Origin of the sequence: Halobacillus hunanensis (genome assembly GCF_900166655.1) — a bacterium.
GTDB classification, from domain to species: Bacteria; Bacillota; Bacilli; order Bacillales; family Halobacillaceae; genus Halobacillus_A; species Halobacillus_A hunanensis.
On record NZ_FVZB01000005.1, the window covers coordinates 1 to 14,738 of the forward strand.

Sequence of the window (14,738 nt, forward strand, 5' to 3'; positions counted from 1 at the left end):
TTCTTTATAAAATGATGTGGTGGCGACAGCGAAGAGGTCACACCTGTTCCCATGCCGAACACAGCAGTTAAGCTCTTCAGCGCCGATGGTAGTCGGGTCGATCCCCGTGAGAGTAGGACGCGGCCACATTATTATTTGAAAACCGGAAGCATATGCTTCCGGTTTTTTTACTATATAATAATAAAGACCCTTTATTCCTGAGCAAGGAAGGTGGAATCCGAATGGATGAGTTCATCATATTTAATGAACATATAGAAACATTTTTTATACGCTTGTTAATCGCACTTGTCTTATCAGGTATTATTGGTTTTGAAAGAGAATTAAAAAATCATTCTGCAGGATTTCGTACACATATATTAGTTGGAATTGGTTCGTGTCTCATGATGCTTTTATCCTTGTATGGTTTTGAACACTTTATTAACAAATATGACAATGTGCGTTTTGATCCTTCACGTATTCCCTCATATGTTATTAGCGGGATTGGGTTTTTAGGCGCAGGCACAATTATTGTAAATGGAATGACGATAAGGGGTTTAACGACAGCTGCTTCTATTTGGACGGTTGCAGGACTCGGTTTAGTAGTTGGTGCCGGGATGTACGATGTAGCAGTGCTTGCTACTATTTTAGTTTTGCTAAGCCTAATCTTCTTAAACAATTTGGAGAAAAAGTACTTTAGCAGTTATTTTAAAAATTCCTATGTACTCATTACGGATGAACGGATAGAGACTGGTAAGTTACTTGGTATCTTTGATGATAAAGGCATTGAACTGCAAAGAATAGAGATTGAAAATTTGAATAATCGTACTAAAAGCATTCTCATACACATTAATAAAGGGCAGGAATTTAATGATGCTACACTAATTGAACGGCTTTCAAACGTAGAAAATGTAATACAGGTCAAACAGAAAAGATAAGGAACTATACGACAAAATCGTATAGTTTTTTTGGTTTTAAGCTCCCTTTAATTAGGGAATGATTACAGATATAACAAAAACATTTTATTTGCGTATATGTAAAATTTAAGTATAATAAAATTATAGTCAAAGATAGTCAAAGTCAAATGAGGAGGAGGGAAAATGCGGAATATATCTGACATCATAGAAGAGTATTTAAAGAATGTTATAGACAATAATGAGAAGAAAGCTATTGAAATCAAGCGAAGTGAAATTGCTGATCGATTTCAATGTGTGCCTTCCCAAATAAATTATGTGATTAAAACACGGTTCACTGTGGAAAAAGGGTATATAGTTGAAAGTAAGCGCGGAGGCGGAGGCTACATTCGCATCAGGCGTGTTCAACATCGATCAGAAGCACAGATGATCGAAGACCTTATCCATCTAATCCATCCTAAAGTTTCGCAGTCTATAGCAATTGATATTATTGAAAGATTACTTGAAAATGACAGCATCACTGGTCGTGAAGCTCGTATGATGGTAAGTGTAATGGACCGTGAAGTTCTCGCTTTTCCCCTTCCTTTAAGGGATGAGATCCGTTCAAGAATTTTAGCGGCTATGCTGTTTACCCTTAAGTACAAAAGCTGAAATAGGAGGGAGAGAATGTTATGGAATGTCAACGATGCCATAACCGTCCTGCCACTGTTCATTTGACACAATTATTAAATGGTGAAAAGACTGAAATCCATGTTTGTGAACAATGCGCGAAGGAAAAAGGATATATGCATGACCATGAAGAAAACTTTATATTGAACGACTTATTGACTGGACTTTTTAATTTCGAAACGAAACACTCGTTGAAGGGTCAGCAGACTAGTGCCCCGTCTCCAAAGGAACAACTCAAATGCCCTACATGCGGACTTACATTTCAAGAATTCGCAAAAGCAGGGAAGTTTGGTTGTGCGGAATGTTATAGGACATTTGATGATAAATTAAATCCTATTTTGAGACGGGTTCATAGTGGTAATACGCGTCATGATGGTAAAATCCCTAGACGTGAAGGAGGCAACTTGCACCTTAAACGTCAGATGGATCAATATAAATCTGAATTACAACGCCTCATACAACAAGAAGAGTTTGAGGAAGCTGCTAAAGTAAGGGATGAGATTCGCTCCTTAGATAGCCAACTCGATCAAAGAGGGGAGGAGGACTGATGTCATTACAGCAATTTATGAATGAGGCAATTAGTCCGTGGATGAAGGAAGATGGACCCGATAGTGATATCGTGTTAAGCAGCCGTATACGTTTGGCACGTAACTTTTCTGACGTTCCTTTTCCGACGATTTCTTCAGAGGAACATTTGGAAAAGGTACTATCTTTTTTCCATGATGAGTTCCAGGATCAATCCTTTCGAGATTACAAAAACTTTGAAGTTGTTAAAATGAACGAGTTACAACCGATTGAGAAAAGGGTGCTGGTAGAAAAACATTTGATCAGCCCGCACTTAACGGATAATTCAGAGCACTCAGCATCCTTGATCTCTAAAAATGAACAAGTGTCGATCATGATCAACGAAGAAGATCATATACGCATCCAGTTATACTTCCCGGGCTTTCAGCTTGACAGAGCTCTTGAGCAGGCCTCACAGCTTGATGATTGGCTTGAAGAAAAGGTCGATTACGCTTTTGATGAGAAGCGAGGATATTTAACTGCATGCCCGACAAATGTAGGTACTGGAATGAGAGCCTCGGTGATGATGCATTTGCCTGCTCTTGCCATGACCCAGCAGATTAACCGCATGACCCCTGCCATTAATCAGCTAGGTTTAGTCGTTCGGGGTATCTATGGAGAGGGCAGTGAGGCAGTAGGCAGTATTTTTCAAATATCCAATCAGATTACCTTGGGGAAATCAGAGGAAGATATTGTAGAAGATCTTCATAGTGTAGTAAAACAACTGATTGACCAGGAACGAAGAGCAAGGCAAGCATTGATGCATCGCTCAGGTATTCAGCTTGAGGACCGAATTTTTCGTTCATATGGTGTTTTAAAACACAGTCGAATCATAGAGTCTAAAGAGGCTGCTAAATGTTTATCAGATCTAAGACTTGGCATTGACCTTGGTTTCATTGATCATGTACCAAAAACTATTTTAAATGAATTAATGGTATTGACGCAGCCTGGATTCCTGCAGCAATACGCAAAAGAAACCTTATCCCCATCCGAGCGGGATGTTAGAAGAGCATCATTAATTCGAGAAAGACTTCAGTTAGAAAATAAAGAATAAATGCAAGGAGGTTGTATCCATGATGTTTGGACGTTTTACAGAACGCGCGCAAAAAGTACTTGCCTTAGCACAAGAGGAGGCCGTTCGATTAGGTCACAACAATATTGGAACAGAGCACATTTTATTAGGATTAGTAAGTGAAGGTGAAGGGATTGCTGCTAAGTCTTTAACAGCATTAGGACTTGAAGCAAGCAAGATTCAGCAAGAAGTAGAAAAGTTAATCGGTAAGGGAGAAAAAGTATCCCAAACGATTCACTATACTCCAAGAGCTAAAAAAGTTATTGAGTTATCAATGGACGAAGCACGTAAATTAGGCCATTCTTATGTGGGTACAGAGCACATCCTTCTTGGTCTGATTCGCGAAGGTGAAGGTGTAGCAGCTCGTGTATTAAACAACTTAGGTGTAAGTCTTAATAAGGCACGGCAGCAAGTCCTTCAACTGCTAGGGAATAATGAGTCAACAGGCGGGCAAAATCGCCGTGGAGGCGGTGGGGGGTCACAGTCAGCCAATGCAAATACCCCGACACTTGATTCTCTTGCCCGTGATTTAACAGCGATAGCTAAAGAGGGAAATATTGACCCGGTAATTGGAAGAAGCAAAGAAATAGAGCGTGTAATTCAAGTACTAAGCCGCCGTACAAAAAATAATCCGGTACTTGTGGGAGAGCCTGGTGTAGGTAAAACAGCCATTGCTGAAGGGCTGGCTCAGCAAATCATGAACAATGAAATTCCTGAAATCCTGCGTGATAAACGGGTTATGACTCTCGATATGGGTACAGTAGTGGCAGGAACTAAATACCGTGGTGAATTTGAAGATCGCTTGAAAAAGGTAATGGAAGAGATTCGCCAAGCAGGAAATATCATCCTGTTCATTGATGAACTGCACACTTTAATTGGAGCAGGAGGAGCCGAAGGTGCTATTGATGCTTCAAACATTCTGAAACCTTCCCTTGCTCGTGGTGAATTGCAGTGTATTGGTGCTACAACTCTTGATGAATATAAAAAGTATATTGAAAAAGATGCAGCTCTTGAACGTCGCTTCCAGCCAATTCAAGTAGATGAACCTACGCTCGATGAATCTGTACAAATCTTGAAAGGGCTCCGTGACCGTTATGAAGCTCACCATCGCGTAACGATTACAGATGATTCTATTGAATCAGCGGTCCGCTTTTCTGATCGTTATATTACCGATCGTTTCTTGCCGGATAAAGCGATTGATTTAATAGATGAAGCAGCATCTAAAGTTCGTCTTCGCTCCTATACAGCACCACCTAATCTGAAAGAGCTTGAGCAAAAACTTGAAGAGGTACGAAAAGAAAAAGATGCCGCCGTACAGAGCCAGGAGTTTGAAAAGGCTGCATCCTTAAGAGACAGTGAACAGCGTCTTCGCGATGAACTTGATCAAACGAAAGATGAGTGGAAAGAAAAACAAGGTCAAGAGGACTCCGAAGTGACAGTAGAGGACATCGCTTCGATCGTATCGACATGGACGGGAGTTCCAGTTAAGAAAATGACCAAAGATGAAAGTGAACGATTACTACACTTAGAGGATACACTTCATGACCGTATCATTGGGCAGGAAGAAGCTGTTAAGGCTATATCCAAAGCGATTCGCCGTGCTCGTGCCGGACTGAAGGATCCGAAGCGTCCAATTGGTTCCTTTATTTTCTTAGGGCCAACAGGTGTAGGTAAAACAGAGCTGGCCCGTGCCTTAGCCGAAAGCATGTTTGGTGAAGAAGATGCGATGATTCGAATTGACATGTCAGAGTATATGGAAAAACACAGCACTTCTCGTCTTGTAGGCTCCCCTCCAGGCTATGTAGGTTTTGAAGAAGGAGGACAGTTGACAGAGAAAGTACGGAATAAACCATACTCTGTTATCCTGCTTGATGAAGTAGAAAAAGCTCACCCAGAAGTCTTTAACATCTTGCTTCAGGTACTTGAAGATGGACGACTGACTGACTCTAAAGGGCGTGTAGTAGATTTTCGAAACACGGTTCTGATTATGACATCAAACGTCGGTGCCCAAGAGCTTAAGAGAAACAAATACCTTGGGTTCTCAATGGATGAGGCCAACCAAGACTACAAAGATATGAAATCCAAGGTGACAGATGAATTGAAAAAAGCGTTCCGTCCAGAGTTCTTAAATAGAATCGATGAAACAATTGTTTTCCATTCTCTTGAGAGAAAACACATGAAAGACATTGTTACCCTAATGGCGGAACAATTGAGGAAACGCTTGTTAGATCAAGAAATCGATTTTACTCTAACGGAAAAAGCTATTGAGCACATTGCTGAAGAAGGGTTCGACCCAGAGTATGGCGCAAGGCCGTTACGCCGTTCCATTCAGAAAAATGTGGAGGACTTATTATCAGAAGAGTTATTGAAAGAAAATATTCAAAAAGGCCAAAAAGTTAAAATTGACCTGAATGATAATAAAGAATTTACCGTTAACGTTCAGCAAGAAGCGAAATAGGAACGCAAATATGAATAAAATATGAATAATTATAAATCGGAAGGGGTTTGCCTTCCGATTTTTTTCTGTATCAGCTATGCTTTTATTAAGAAGGTTTTAATATAATTGATAACTGCATGAAACTTTTTCACAATGTTTATCGTATAAAATAGTAAGAGAGGGGAAGATTCCCTTGGCTAAAAGAAAGACGAAGTTCGTTTGTCAAGAATGCGGATATGAAACACCGAAGTGGATGGGGAAATGTCCGGGTTGTCATCAGTGGAATACACTAGTTGAGGAAACTGCGATAACAGGATCCAATTCCCGTCACGTATTTCAAACCAGTACTTCATCATCTAAACCGGAGAAAATTAATGCGATCAAGTCTGAAAAAGAGCCTCGAATGGCCACGGATATGCCTGAATTAAACCGTGTGCTTGGCGGAGGTATTGTACCGGGGTCGCTGGTTTTGATAGGTGGAGACCCTGGTATTGGGAAGTCAACATTATTACTGCAAGTGTCAGCGCAAATTGCGAATAAACAGCCTCCAGTTTTATATATATCTGGAGAGGAGTCCTCACGCCAAACTAAACTGCGTGCAGAACGCCTGGGGGTAAAGTCAGAAGAACTTTATGTTTTATCTGAAACGAATTTACAGGACGTGTTAAATCAAATTGAGGCGATTGATCCCAAATTTGTGGTTATCGACTCTATTCAAACCATTTTCAAGGAAGACGTTACTTCAGCACCTGGGAGTGTGTCGCAAGTTCGTGAATGTACGAGTCAACTCATGAGGATAGCTAAGAGCAAGGGGATACCCATCTTTATCGTTGGCCATGTTACGAAAGAAGGCTCTATTGCTGGTCCGCGTCTACTTGAGCATATGGTTGATGCCGTCTTATATTTTGAGGGAGAAAGACATCATACTTTCCGTATTCTAAGGAGCGTTAAGAACCGCTTCGGAAGTACACATGAAATGGGCATCTTTGAGATGAAAGAGAAGGGCTTAGAAGAGGTGCTGAACCCTTCTGAAATCTTTTTAGAGGAAAGGTCTCAAGGGGCAGCTGGATCGATTGTAGTAGCTTCTATGGAAGGGACAAGGCCAGTCTTAGTGGAGATTCAGGCTCTCATATCTCCAACGTCTTATGGCAATCCTAGAAGAATGGCAACAGGCCTTGATAATAACCGAGTACCTCTATTAATGGCCGTCCTTGAAAAAAGAGCTGGGCTCCTGCTTCAAAATCAGGATGCCTATGTAAAAGTTGCAGGCGGTGTTAAATTAGACGAACCGGCGATTGATTTAGCTGTGGCCATCAGCATAGCTTCAAGTTTTAGAAATCAGTCTTCAAATGCTGATGATGTTGTGGTAGGCGAGGTAGGACTAACGGGTGAAATTAGAAGAGTCGCCCGCATTGAACAACGAGTGCAGGAAGCAAATAAACTTGGTTTTAAGCGTGTTATTATTCCTAAGAAGAATTTAGATGGTTGGACACCGCCACAGCCGATAGAAGTCATTGGTGTAAACACCGTTCAAGAAGCGATTCAGGTCACATTGGGGGAGCGGTAAATGGAATTACATGAGAGAAAAGATAATGGGATTGGTGAGATTCTAAAATTCGTTGCTCCTGGCACCCCGATACGTGATGGAATTGATAATGTATTACGGGCTAAAACAGGAGGGCTTATCGTCGTTGGGTATGGAGACACTATACGAGACTTAGTGGATGGTGGTTTTCATATTCAATCACACTTTACACCTGCCCATTTATATGAGCTTGCGAAAATGGATGGAGCGTTAATTTTAAACGATGAAGGCTCAAATATTTTATTCGCTAACGCTCAATTGATGCCAGACCCTGACATTCCCTCCACTGAAACAGGAATGCGGCATCGGACAGCTGAGCGGGTGGCGAAGCAAACAGGGCATTTAGTTATTGCTATTTCCCAAAGACGTAATGTGATTACGCTTTATAAGGGCCCGTTACGGTATTCTTTAAAGGATATTGGTGTAATTTTGACGAAAGCGAATCAAGCGATTCAGACACTGGAAAAATATAAGAACGTGTTAGACCAAAGTGTAACAAACTTAGGGGCTATGGAGTTTGAAGATATGGTATCTTTCTCTGAGGTTGTACAGGTGGTTCATCGAATAGAAATGGTCTTGAGAATTAAAACGGAAATCTTAAATTATGTGAATGAATTAGGAACAGAGGGGCGCTTGATTCAACTTCAGTTAACAGAACTAGTCTCAAATATTGAAGAGGATGCCAAATCTTTATTAAAGGACTATAGCAAACGTCCTGATTATGAACCGTATTATATTTTGCGGAAAATGCAGGAAGGAGCAAATACAGAGCTGCTCTCTGACGAGCAGGTTTTAAAGCTGCTAGGGTATCCATCTTACACGAAAATGTCTGATCCTATATGTCCTAGAGGATATCGGATATTGCAACGAATTCCCCGCCTTCCCAATTTAATTATCGAACACTTAGTTGAAAGGTTCGGAACTTTGAATGAGATTATACAAGCATCTGTAAAAGAGTTGGTGGAAGTAGATGGGGTAGGAGAAATACGTGCCACAAAAATAAGAGATGGGCTGGATAGGATTCAGGAGCAGTTATTCGTTGATCGGCATATATAAAATAATTGACAATATATTTAAATTTATGTTAAAATATTTTGTTCATCAATTGACTATATTTGGAATTTGTGCTAGTTTGAGATCATCATTTATGTTTTTAACCGATTAATAGTTCGGAAGTTTGGTCATAATGGAATCAAGGAGGTGAACGCAATGCTAAGAAGAATTGTTCAATTATTTATAGTTGTAACCGGCGGAACGATCGGCTATCTTTATATTCCTGAATTACTTTCAACGATGAACCTTTCCTGGCAAGGGTGGATTCAATCAGTAGTCGGTGCACTTGTAGGAGCACTTATCTTATTTTTACTAACGTTTTGGGTCGTCGATCATATCGTTAACTTTTTAAGATGGGTAGAGGACACCTTGGTAAGAGCCCCTGTCGCTGACCTTTTGTTTGGCAGCCTTGGGTTAATTGTCGGTTTAATAATTGCTTATTTAGTCAATAACATCTTGCAAGATATTAAGATTCAAATTGTGAATCAGATTTTACCGATCTTCTTGACCTTCCTTCTCGGTTATTTCGGATTTCAAGTCGGGTTTAAGCGGAAGGACGAGTTTTTAAACTTACTTGCCATTGCGAATAGGAAAGATAAGAAGCTTGCTGAAGAAGACCTGACGGGAGCGGAAAGTGTTGATCGTTCCATGATTCCGAAAGAGAAAATATTGGATACAAGTGTTATTATTGATGGACGAATAGCTGATATTTGTGAGACGCATTTTCTGGAGGGGACGATTGTAATCCCTCAGTTTGTATTGGAAGAATTGCAGCATATAGCAGATTCATCCGATGGTCTTAAACGTAACCGCGGACGCCGTGGACTGGATATTTTAAATCGACTTCAAAAGGATCTGCCCGTTAAGGTGGAGATATATGAAGGCGATTTTGAAGATATTCATGAAGTGGACAGCAAGCTTGTGAAGCTGGCTAAAGTGATGGACGGGATTGTAGTTACAAATGATTTTAACCTCAATAAAGTATGTGAATTTCAAAATGTCCAGGTTCTTAATATTAATGATTTAGCAAATGCTGTTAAACCTGTCGTTCTCCCTGGAGAAGAGATGACCATTCAAATTATAAAGGATGGGAAGGAACAAAAACAGGGTATCGGCTATTTAGATGACGGCACGATGATTGTGGTGGAAGAAGGTAAAGATTATATTGGCAGAACGATTGAAGTGATCGTGACTAGTGTCCTTCAGACTTCCGCAGGCCGGATGATTTTTGCTAAACCAAAATCACTTGAAAAAGCTTTATAAAAACGGTATAAACAAATAGAGAAAAACAAAAGTGATAACTGTGTGTTATCGCTTTTGTTGTTTAATACTGCTAGGATGGTAAATATGACAAATTATAATGTTGTGATTTTAGCTGCTGGACAAGGAAAACGTATGCTTGCTGGTAAGAATAAACAGTTTCTAATGATTAATGATAAGCCTTTAATCATACATACCCTTACCGTTTTTGTATCAGATCATCACTGTAAGGAAATTATACTCGTAACGAATCAACGTGAACGAGATCAAATGATCGAGCTTATAAATTCGTATGGTTCTTCCTCTTCTGTTACGTTTGTAAACGGAGGAGCTGAACGGCAGGACAGTGTTTATGAAGGACTTAAATCAGTTCGACAAACAGATCTCCCTGTTTTTATTCACGATGGGGCACGCCCTTTTGTAACGCATGAAAATCTACATAAACTAGCTGGGGTCGTACGTGATAAAGGGGCTGCATTATTGGCAACACCTGTCACTGACACGATTAAGCAAAAGGATCAGGCCCAATTATGGACGCTTGATCGAAGTAAACTGTGGGCTGCTCAAACTCCGCAAGCTTTTGATTATGAATTGATCACGGAAGCTCACGAACGAGCTCAAAGGGAAAATTACTACGGAACAGATGATGCTTCTTTAGTGGAGCGGTTAGAAAGGCAAGTCGAGATTGTGGAAGGCAGTTATGACAATATTAAATTAACAACCCCGGAAGATTTGGCTAAAGCAGAAGCTTATCTAAAGGGTACCAGGATAGGGAAGGCAGGAGAGCAGGCTATGTTTCGCATTGGACAAGGGTTTGACGTTCATCAGCTTTCTGAAGGACGGAAGTGTATCATTGGCGGAGTGACCATTCCTCATGAACGAGGCCTAATTGGGCATTCTGATGCAGATGTACTGCTTCATACGATTGCGGATGCATGTCTTGGAGCAATAGGGGAAGGCGATATTGGAAAACACTTTCCTGATACGGACCCTGAATTTAAGGACGCGGATTCAGGCGAACTCTTAAAGCGTGTGTGGAAATTCGTAACAGATGAGGGTTATGAGTTGGGGAATCTTGATTGTACCGTAATCGCACAGGAACCCAAGATGGCACCGTATATTGATGAAATCCGCGAAAATATTGCTCAGTTATTAGATGCAGAGCAATCACGTATTAACGTCAAGGCTACAACGACAGAACAGTTGGGTTTTCCAGGGAGAAAAGAAGGGATCGCAGCCCAGGCCGTTGTGCTTCTTCAAAATAGTCAACAATCATAAGGGAAAAATGATAAAATAAAAAGAGGATTATGCTCGGTTTGTAATGTAGAAAGGAGAACATACTATGACGAACAATGTACGCGTGCGTTATGCACCAAGTCCAACAGGGAATCTCCATATCGGTAATGCTCGTACTGCTTTATTCAATTATCTTTTTGCAAGAAATGCAGGAGGTAAGTTTATTATTCGTGTAGAGGACACGGATGCTAAGCGAAATGTCGAAGGCGGCGAACAGAGTCAATTAAATTACCTGAAGTGGTTAGGCATCGAATGGGATGAAGGATCAGATGTCGGTGGTAATTATGGACCTTATCGCCAAATGGAACGTCTTGAACTGTATAAAAAGTATGTCTATGAACTGTTAGAAAAAGGTCTTGCTTATAAATGTTATATGACGGAAGAAGAACTAGATGCGGAGCGGGAAGATCAACGCGCTCGTGGTGAAGTTCCTAAATATTCTGGAGCTCACAGTAATTTGTCAGAAAAACAAATCAATCAATTTGAAACGGAAGGCCGTCAGCCAAGTATTCGTATTCGGGTTCCAGAAGGAAAGACGTACAAATTTAATGATCTTGTCCGTGGAGATATTTCCTTCGAATCCAGTGACTTTGGTGACTGGGTTATTGTGAAAAAAAATGGTACGCCAACCTACAACTTTGCTGTTGCTGTTGACGATCATCTAATGGATATTACTCATGTGCTTCGCGGGGAAGAACATATATCCAATACACCTAAGCAGATGATGGTCTACGATGCCTTGGGCTGGGAGCCGCCAACATTTGGCCACATGACTCTTATTCTAAATGAGAATCGTAAGAAGCTAAGTAAGCGTGATGAACACATTCTTCAGTTCATTGAACAATATAACAAGCTAGGCTATTTACCAGAAGCTTTATTCAACTTTATTACATTGCTGGGCTGGTCACCTGTTGGAGAAGAAGAAATTTTCACAAAGGATCAGCTGATTGAACAATTCGATTCTGATCGTTTATCAACGTCACCTGCGATTTTCGATCCTGCTAAGTTAAAATGGATGAATAATCAATATGTGAAGGCTTTGAATTTGGACAGTGTTGTTGATTTGGCCTTGCCACATTTGGTGGAGGCTGGTCGTTTATCTGAAAATATGGCCGAAAATGATCAGTCCTGGGCACGGGAATTGATAAGTCTTTATCATGAGCAGCTGGATTACGGTGCACAAATCGTCGAACTGACGGAACTTTTTTTCAAACAAGAAATTCAGTATGATGAATCAGCGATGGATGTGTTAAAAGGGGAGCAAGTTCCAGAAGTTCTGGATACGTTCAAGAAAAAGCTGGCAGAGCTTGATGATTTTTCACCTGCGAATGTTAAAGCGCAGATTAAGGCGACACAGAAAGAAACAGGTCATAAAGGGAAGAAGCTGTTTATGCCGATTCGTGTGGCTACTACAGGACAAACACACGGACCTGAACTGCCAGATGCTATTCACCTGTTAGGGGCGGAGACGGTTACTATCCGTTTGAATGATGTTCTGAATCAGCTTCAAAACTAATTAATTCACAAACATAAGATTATAGCATATAGTAAAGATACTCATATGAAACGTTGAAGAGGAGAAGTATGGAGTGAAATCCTTACCCAGAGACAATCACCACCGGCTGAAAGTGATTGTAAGGAACACTCCTGAAATGCACCTCGGAGTCTGCAGCTGAAAAACAGTATGCTGTCAGCGGTCACCTGCCGTTATCAGGTTTTAAAGAGGGGAAAGTTTTTCCCAAAACAGAGTGGAACCGCGCATAACGCGTCTCTGTGCTGCCTAAGCACATGAGACGCGTTTTTTTTTTTAGGTGAATTGCACGCTTTTTCTTATATAAAAGGAGGGGGTATGGATGGGGTTTATGAAAATGTTTAAAGAGGATGTCGATGTGGTCTTTGATCAGGATCCCGCAGCTCGTTCTTATGTGGAAGTCATACTGACGTACTCTGGATTACATGCGATATGGGCGCATCGAGTAGCACATGCTTTATATAAGCGGAAGTTCTTCTTTATCGCCCGGGTTATTTCTCAAGTCAGCCGTTTTTTTACAGGCATTGAAATTCATCCGGGGGCTAAAATCGGCCGCCGCTTTTTCATAGATCACGGCATGGGAGTCGTCATTGGGGAGACATGTGAGATTGGCGATAATGTAACACTGTTTCAGGGCGTGACTTTAGGTGGAACAGGGAAAGAGAAAGGAAAACGGCATCCTACCTTACAAGATAACTCACTCGTTGCTACAGGGGCGAAAGTATTAGGGTCGATCACAATTGGAGAGAATTCTAAAGTAGGAGCAGGCTCGGTGGTGTTACATGAAGTGCCGGCCAATTCAACTGTTGTCGGGATTCCCGGACATGTGGTAGTTCAGGATGGTAAGAAAATTGGCAGGAAGGATTTAGATCACCACAAGCTTCCTGACCCGGTTTATGATCGGCTGGACCAAATGGAGAAAGAAATTACACGCTTGCGTGATCAGTTAGATAAGGTGGAAGGAGTCAGTCATAATGAGCATTAACGTTTACAATACACTAACAAGAACGAAAGAAACTTTTCAGCCGCTGGAAGAGGGGAAAGTGAAAATGTATGTATGCGGACCAACCGTGTACAACTATATTCATATCGGCAATGCTCGTCCAGCTATCGTATTTGACACCGTGCGCAGATATTTTGAGTATCGTGGTTATGAGGTCGAGTACGTGCTTAATTTTACAGATGTCGACGATAAATTAATTAAAGCTGCCAATGAAATGGGCGAGGAAGTCCCAGATATTTCAAACCGGTTTATCGAGGCCTATAAAGAGGATGTCAAGGCGCTGGGGGTGAAGGAAGCCGTTCATCACCCTCGTGTAACAGAAAATATGGAAGAAATTATCGCTTTTATTAAAGGTTTAATTGAAAAAGGTTTCGCCTATGAATCAGAAGGGGATGTTTATTTCCGTACACGGTCTTTTAATGAATACGGGAAACTTTCTCACCAATCAATTGATGAGCTTCGTTCTGGGGCTAGGATTGAAGTAGGAGAGAAGAAAGAAGATCCCCTTGATTTTACGCTTTGGAAAGAAGCGAAGTCCGAAGAGATTTCATGGGAAAGCCCATGGGGTGAAGGACGCCCTGGCTGGCATATTGAATGTTCAGCAATGGCGCGAAAGTATTTAGGGGATACAATTGATATCCATGCAGGCGGGCAAGACCTTACATTTCCTCACCATGAAAACGAAATTGCCCAGTCTGAAGCCAATAATGGCCATTCGTTTGCTCGGTACTGGATGCATAATGGGTATATCAACATTGAAAATGAAAAAATGTCTAAATCCTTAGGGAATTTCGTGCTCGCCCATGACTTAATTCAAAAACACGACCCGCAAGTGATTCGCTTCTTTATGCTGAGTGTCCAGTATCGTCATCCGATTAATTTTAGTGATGAGCTATTAGCGGGAGCGAAAAGCAGCCTGGACCGAATTCGGAATGCTTATGAAAATATTCAGCATCGTAAGAAATCCAGTATGAATTTGCAAGAGTCTACAGAGACTTGGATGGAACAAATTGAACAGCATAAACAGCAGTTCATGACTGAAATGGACGATGATTTTAATACAGCTAACGCAATTTCTGTATTATTTGATTTAACGAAGTCAGCTAACCTTTATCTACAGTCCGAACAGACCAATGAAGCGGTGCTTGAAGACTTTGAGCAGGCATTGAAAGAGTTGACGGATGTCTTGGGTGTACAAATTGCCAAAGATGAAGAACTGTTAGATGAAGAAGTCGATTCCTTGATCGCTGAAAGGAAGCAGGCCCGGAAAGATCGCGATTTTGCTCGTGCTGATCAGATTCGTGATGAACTGAAGGCGCGCAACATTATTTTAGAGGATACCTTTCAAGGTACTCGCTGGAAACGGGGCTGAGTTTCT

General features: G+C 41.1%; 12 protein-coding genes, 1 rRNA gene and 1 other annotated feature. All 13 genes read left to right on the forward strand.

What is annotated here, in order from left to right; genetic code table 11:
• Positions 1-15 precede the first annotated feature (15 nt).
• A 5S ribosomal RNA gene (gene rrf / locus B5354_RS00865) occupies positions 16-129 on the forward strand.
• 92 nt (positions 130-221) lie between these two features.
• Entirely contained in the window at positions 222-914 is a 693-nt protein-coding gene (locus B5354_RS00870; RefSeq protein ID WP_079525063.1) for an MgtC/SapB family protein, read from the forward strand.
• Positions 915-1,076: 162 nt separating this feature from the next.
• Positions 1,077-1,541 carry a CtsR family transcriptional regulator gene (locus tag B5354_RS00875; RefSeq protein ID WP_079525065.1) on the forward strand — a complete coding sequence of 155 codons (465 nt, stop codon included), beginning with the start codon at positions 1,077-1,079 and terminating at the stop codon, positions 1,539-1,541.
• A gap of 20 nt (positions 1,542-1,561) precedes the next feature.
• Positions 1,562-2,107 (forward strand): protein-arginine kinase activator protein McsA, encoded by a 546-nt coding sequence (gene mcsA / locus B5354_RS00880; RefSeq protein ID WP_079525067.1) that lies wholly within the window; start codon positions 1,562-1,564, stop codon positions 2,105-2,107.
• Positions 2,107-3,177 carry a protein-arginine kinase McsB gene (mcsB, locus tag B5354_RS00885; RefSeq protein WP_079525069.1) on the forward strand — a complete coding sequence of 357 codons (1,071 nt, stop codon included), beginning with the start codon at positions 2,107-2,109 and terminating at the stop codon, positions 3,175-3,177. The genes mcsA and mcsB overlap by 1 nt, the downstream gene beginning before the upstream one ends.
• 19 nt (positions 3,178-3,196) lie before the next feature.
• Positions 3,197-5,653, forward strand: a complete 2,457-nt coding sequence (gene clpC, locus B5354_RS00890) for an ATP-dependent protease ATP-binding subunit ClpC (RefSeq protein WP_079525071.1) — start codon at positions 3,197-3,199, stop codon at positions 5,651-5,653.
• Between the two features lie 172 nt (positions 5,654-5,825).
• Positions 5,826-7,199 carry a DNA repair protein RadA gene (gene radA / locus B5354_RS00895; protein ID WP_079525073.1) on the forward strand — a complete coding sequence of 458 codons (1,374 nt, stop codon included), beginning with the start codon at positions 5,826-5,828 and terminating at the stop codon, positions 7,197-7,199.
• Entirely contained in the window at positions 7,200-8,273 is a 1,074-nt protein-coding gene (gene disA, locus B5354_RS00900) for a DNA integrity scanning diadenylate cyclase DisA (RefSeq protein WP_079525075.1), read from the forward strand. It abuts the gene before it with no gap.
• 153 nt (positions 8,274-8,426) lie between these two features.
• A complete protein-coding gene (locus B5354_RS00905) occupies positions 8,427-9,533 on the forward strand; it encodes a PIN/TRAM domain-containing protein (protein ID WP_079525077.1) in 1,107 nt (368 codons plus the stop codon).
• A gap of 84 nt (positions 9,534-9,617) precedes the next feature.
• Positions 9,618-10,808 (forward strand): bifunctional 2-C-methyl-D-erythritol 4-phosphate cytidylyltransferase/2-C-methyl-D-erythritol 2,4-cyclodiphosphate synthase, encoded by a 1,191-nt coding sequence (locus tag B5354_RS00910; RefSeq protein ID WP_079525079.1) that lies wholly within the window; start codon positions 9,618-9,620, stop codon positions 10,806-10,808.
• A gap of 64 nt (positions 10,809-10,872) precedes the next feature.
• A complete protein-coding gene (gene gltX, locus B5354_RS00915; protein WP_079525081.1) occupies positions 10,873-12,342 on the forward strand; it encodes a glutamate--tRNA ligase in 1,470 nt (489 codons plus the stop codon).
• A gap of 44 nt (positions 12,343-12,386) precedes the next feature.
• Positions 12,387-12,602 (forward strand) — a binding site (T-box leader).
• A gap of 77 nt (positions 12,603-12,679) precedes the next feature.
• Positions 12,680-13,342, forward strand: coding sequence for a serine O-acetyltransferase (gene cysE / locus B5354_RS00920; protein WP_079525083.1), 663 nt, complete (start codon positions 12,680-12,682; stop codon positions 13,340-13,342).
• Positions 13,332-14,732 carry a cysteine--tRNA ligase gene (cysS, locus tag B5354_RS00925; protein WP_079525085.1) on the forward strand — a complete coding sequence of 467 codons (1,401 nt, stop codon included), beginning with the start codon at positions 13,332-13,334 and terminating at the stop codon, positions 14,730-14,732. The genes cysE and cysS overlap by 11 nt, the downstream gene beginning before the upstream one ends.
• The last annotated feature ends 6 nt before the right edge of the window (positions 14,733-14,738 follow it).

What these genes read in the sequence shown, in the direction of transcription:
- B5354_RS00870 (WP_079525063.1), top strand. Translation starts at nt 222, where the DNA reads ATGGATGAGTTCATCATATTTAATGAACATATAGAAACATTTTTTATA.
- B5354_RS00875 (WP_079525065.1), top strand. Translation starts at nt 1,077, where the DNA reads ATGCGGAATATATCTGACATCATAGAAGAGTATTTAAAGAATGTTATA.
- mcsA (WP_079525067.1), top strand. Translation starts at nt 1,562, where the DNA reads ATGGAATGTCAACGATGCCATAACCGTCCTGCCACTGTTCATTTGACA.
- mcsB (WP_079525069.1), top strand. Translation starts at nt 2,107, where the DNA reads ATGTCATTACAGCAATTTATGAATGAGGCAATTAGTCCGTGGATGAAG.
- clpC (WP_079525071.1), top strand. Translation starts at nt 3,197, where the DNA reads ATGATGTTTGGACGTTTTACAGAACGCGCGCAAAAAGTACTTGCCTTA.
- disA (WP_079525075.1), top strand. Translation starts at nt 7,200, where the DNA reads ATGGAATTACATGAGAGAAAAGATAATGGGATTGGTGAGATTCTAAAA.
- B5354_RS00905 (WP_079525077.1), top strand. Translation starts at nt 8,427, where the DNA reads ATGCTAAGAAGAATTGTTCAATTATTTATAGTTGTAACCGGCGGAACG.
- B5354_RS00910 (WP_079525079.1), top strand. Translation starts at nt 9,618, where the DNA reads ATGACAAATTATAATGTTGTGATTTTAGCTGCTGGACAAGGAAAACGT.
- gltX (WP_079525081.1), top strand. Translation starts at nt 10,873, where the DNA reads ATGACGAACAATGTACGCGTGCGTTATGCACCAAGTCCAACAGGGAAT.
- cysE (WP_079525083.1), top strand. Translation starts at nt 12,680, where the DNA reads ATGGGGTTTATGAAAATGTTTAAAGAGGATGTCGATGTGGTCTTTGAT.
- cysS (WP_079525085.1), top strand. Translation starts at nt 13,332, where the DNA reads ATGAGCATTAACGTTTACAATACACTAACAAGAACGAAAGAAACTTTT.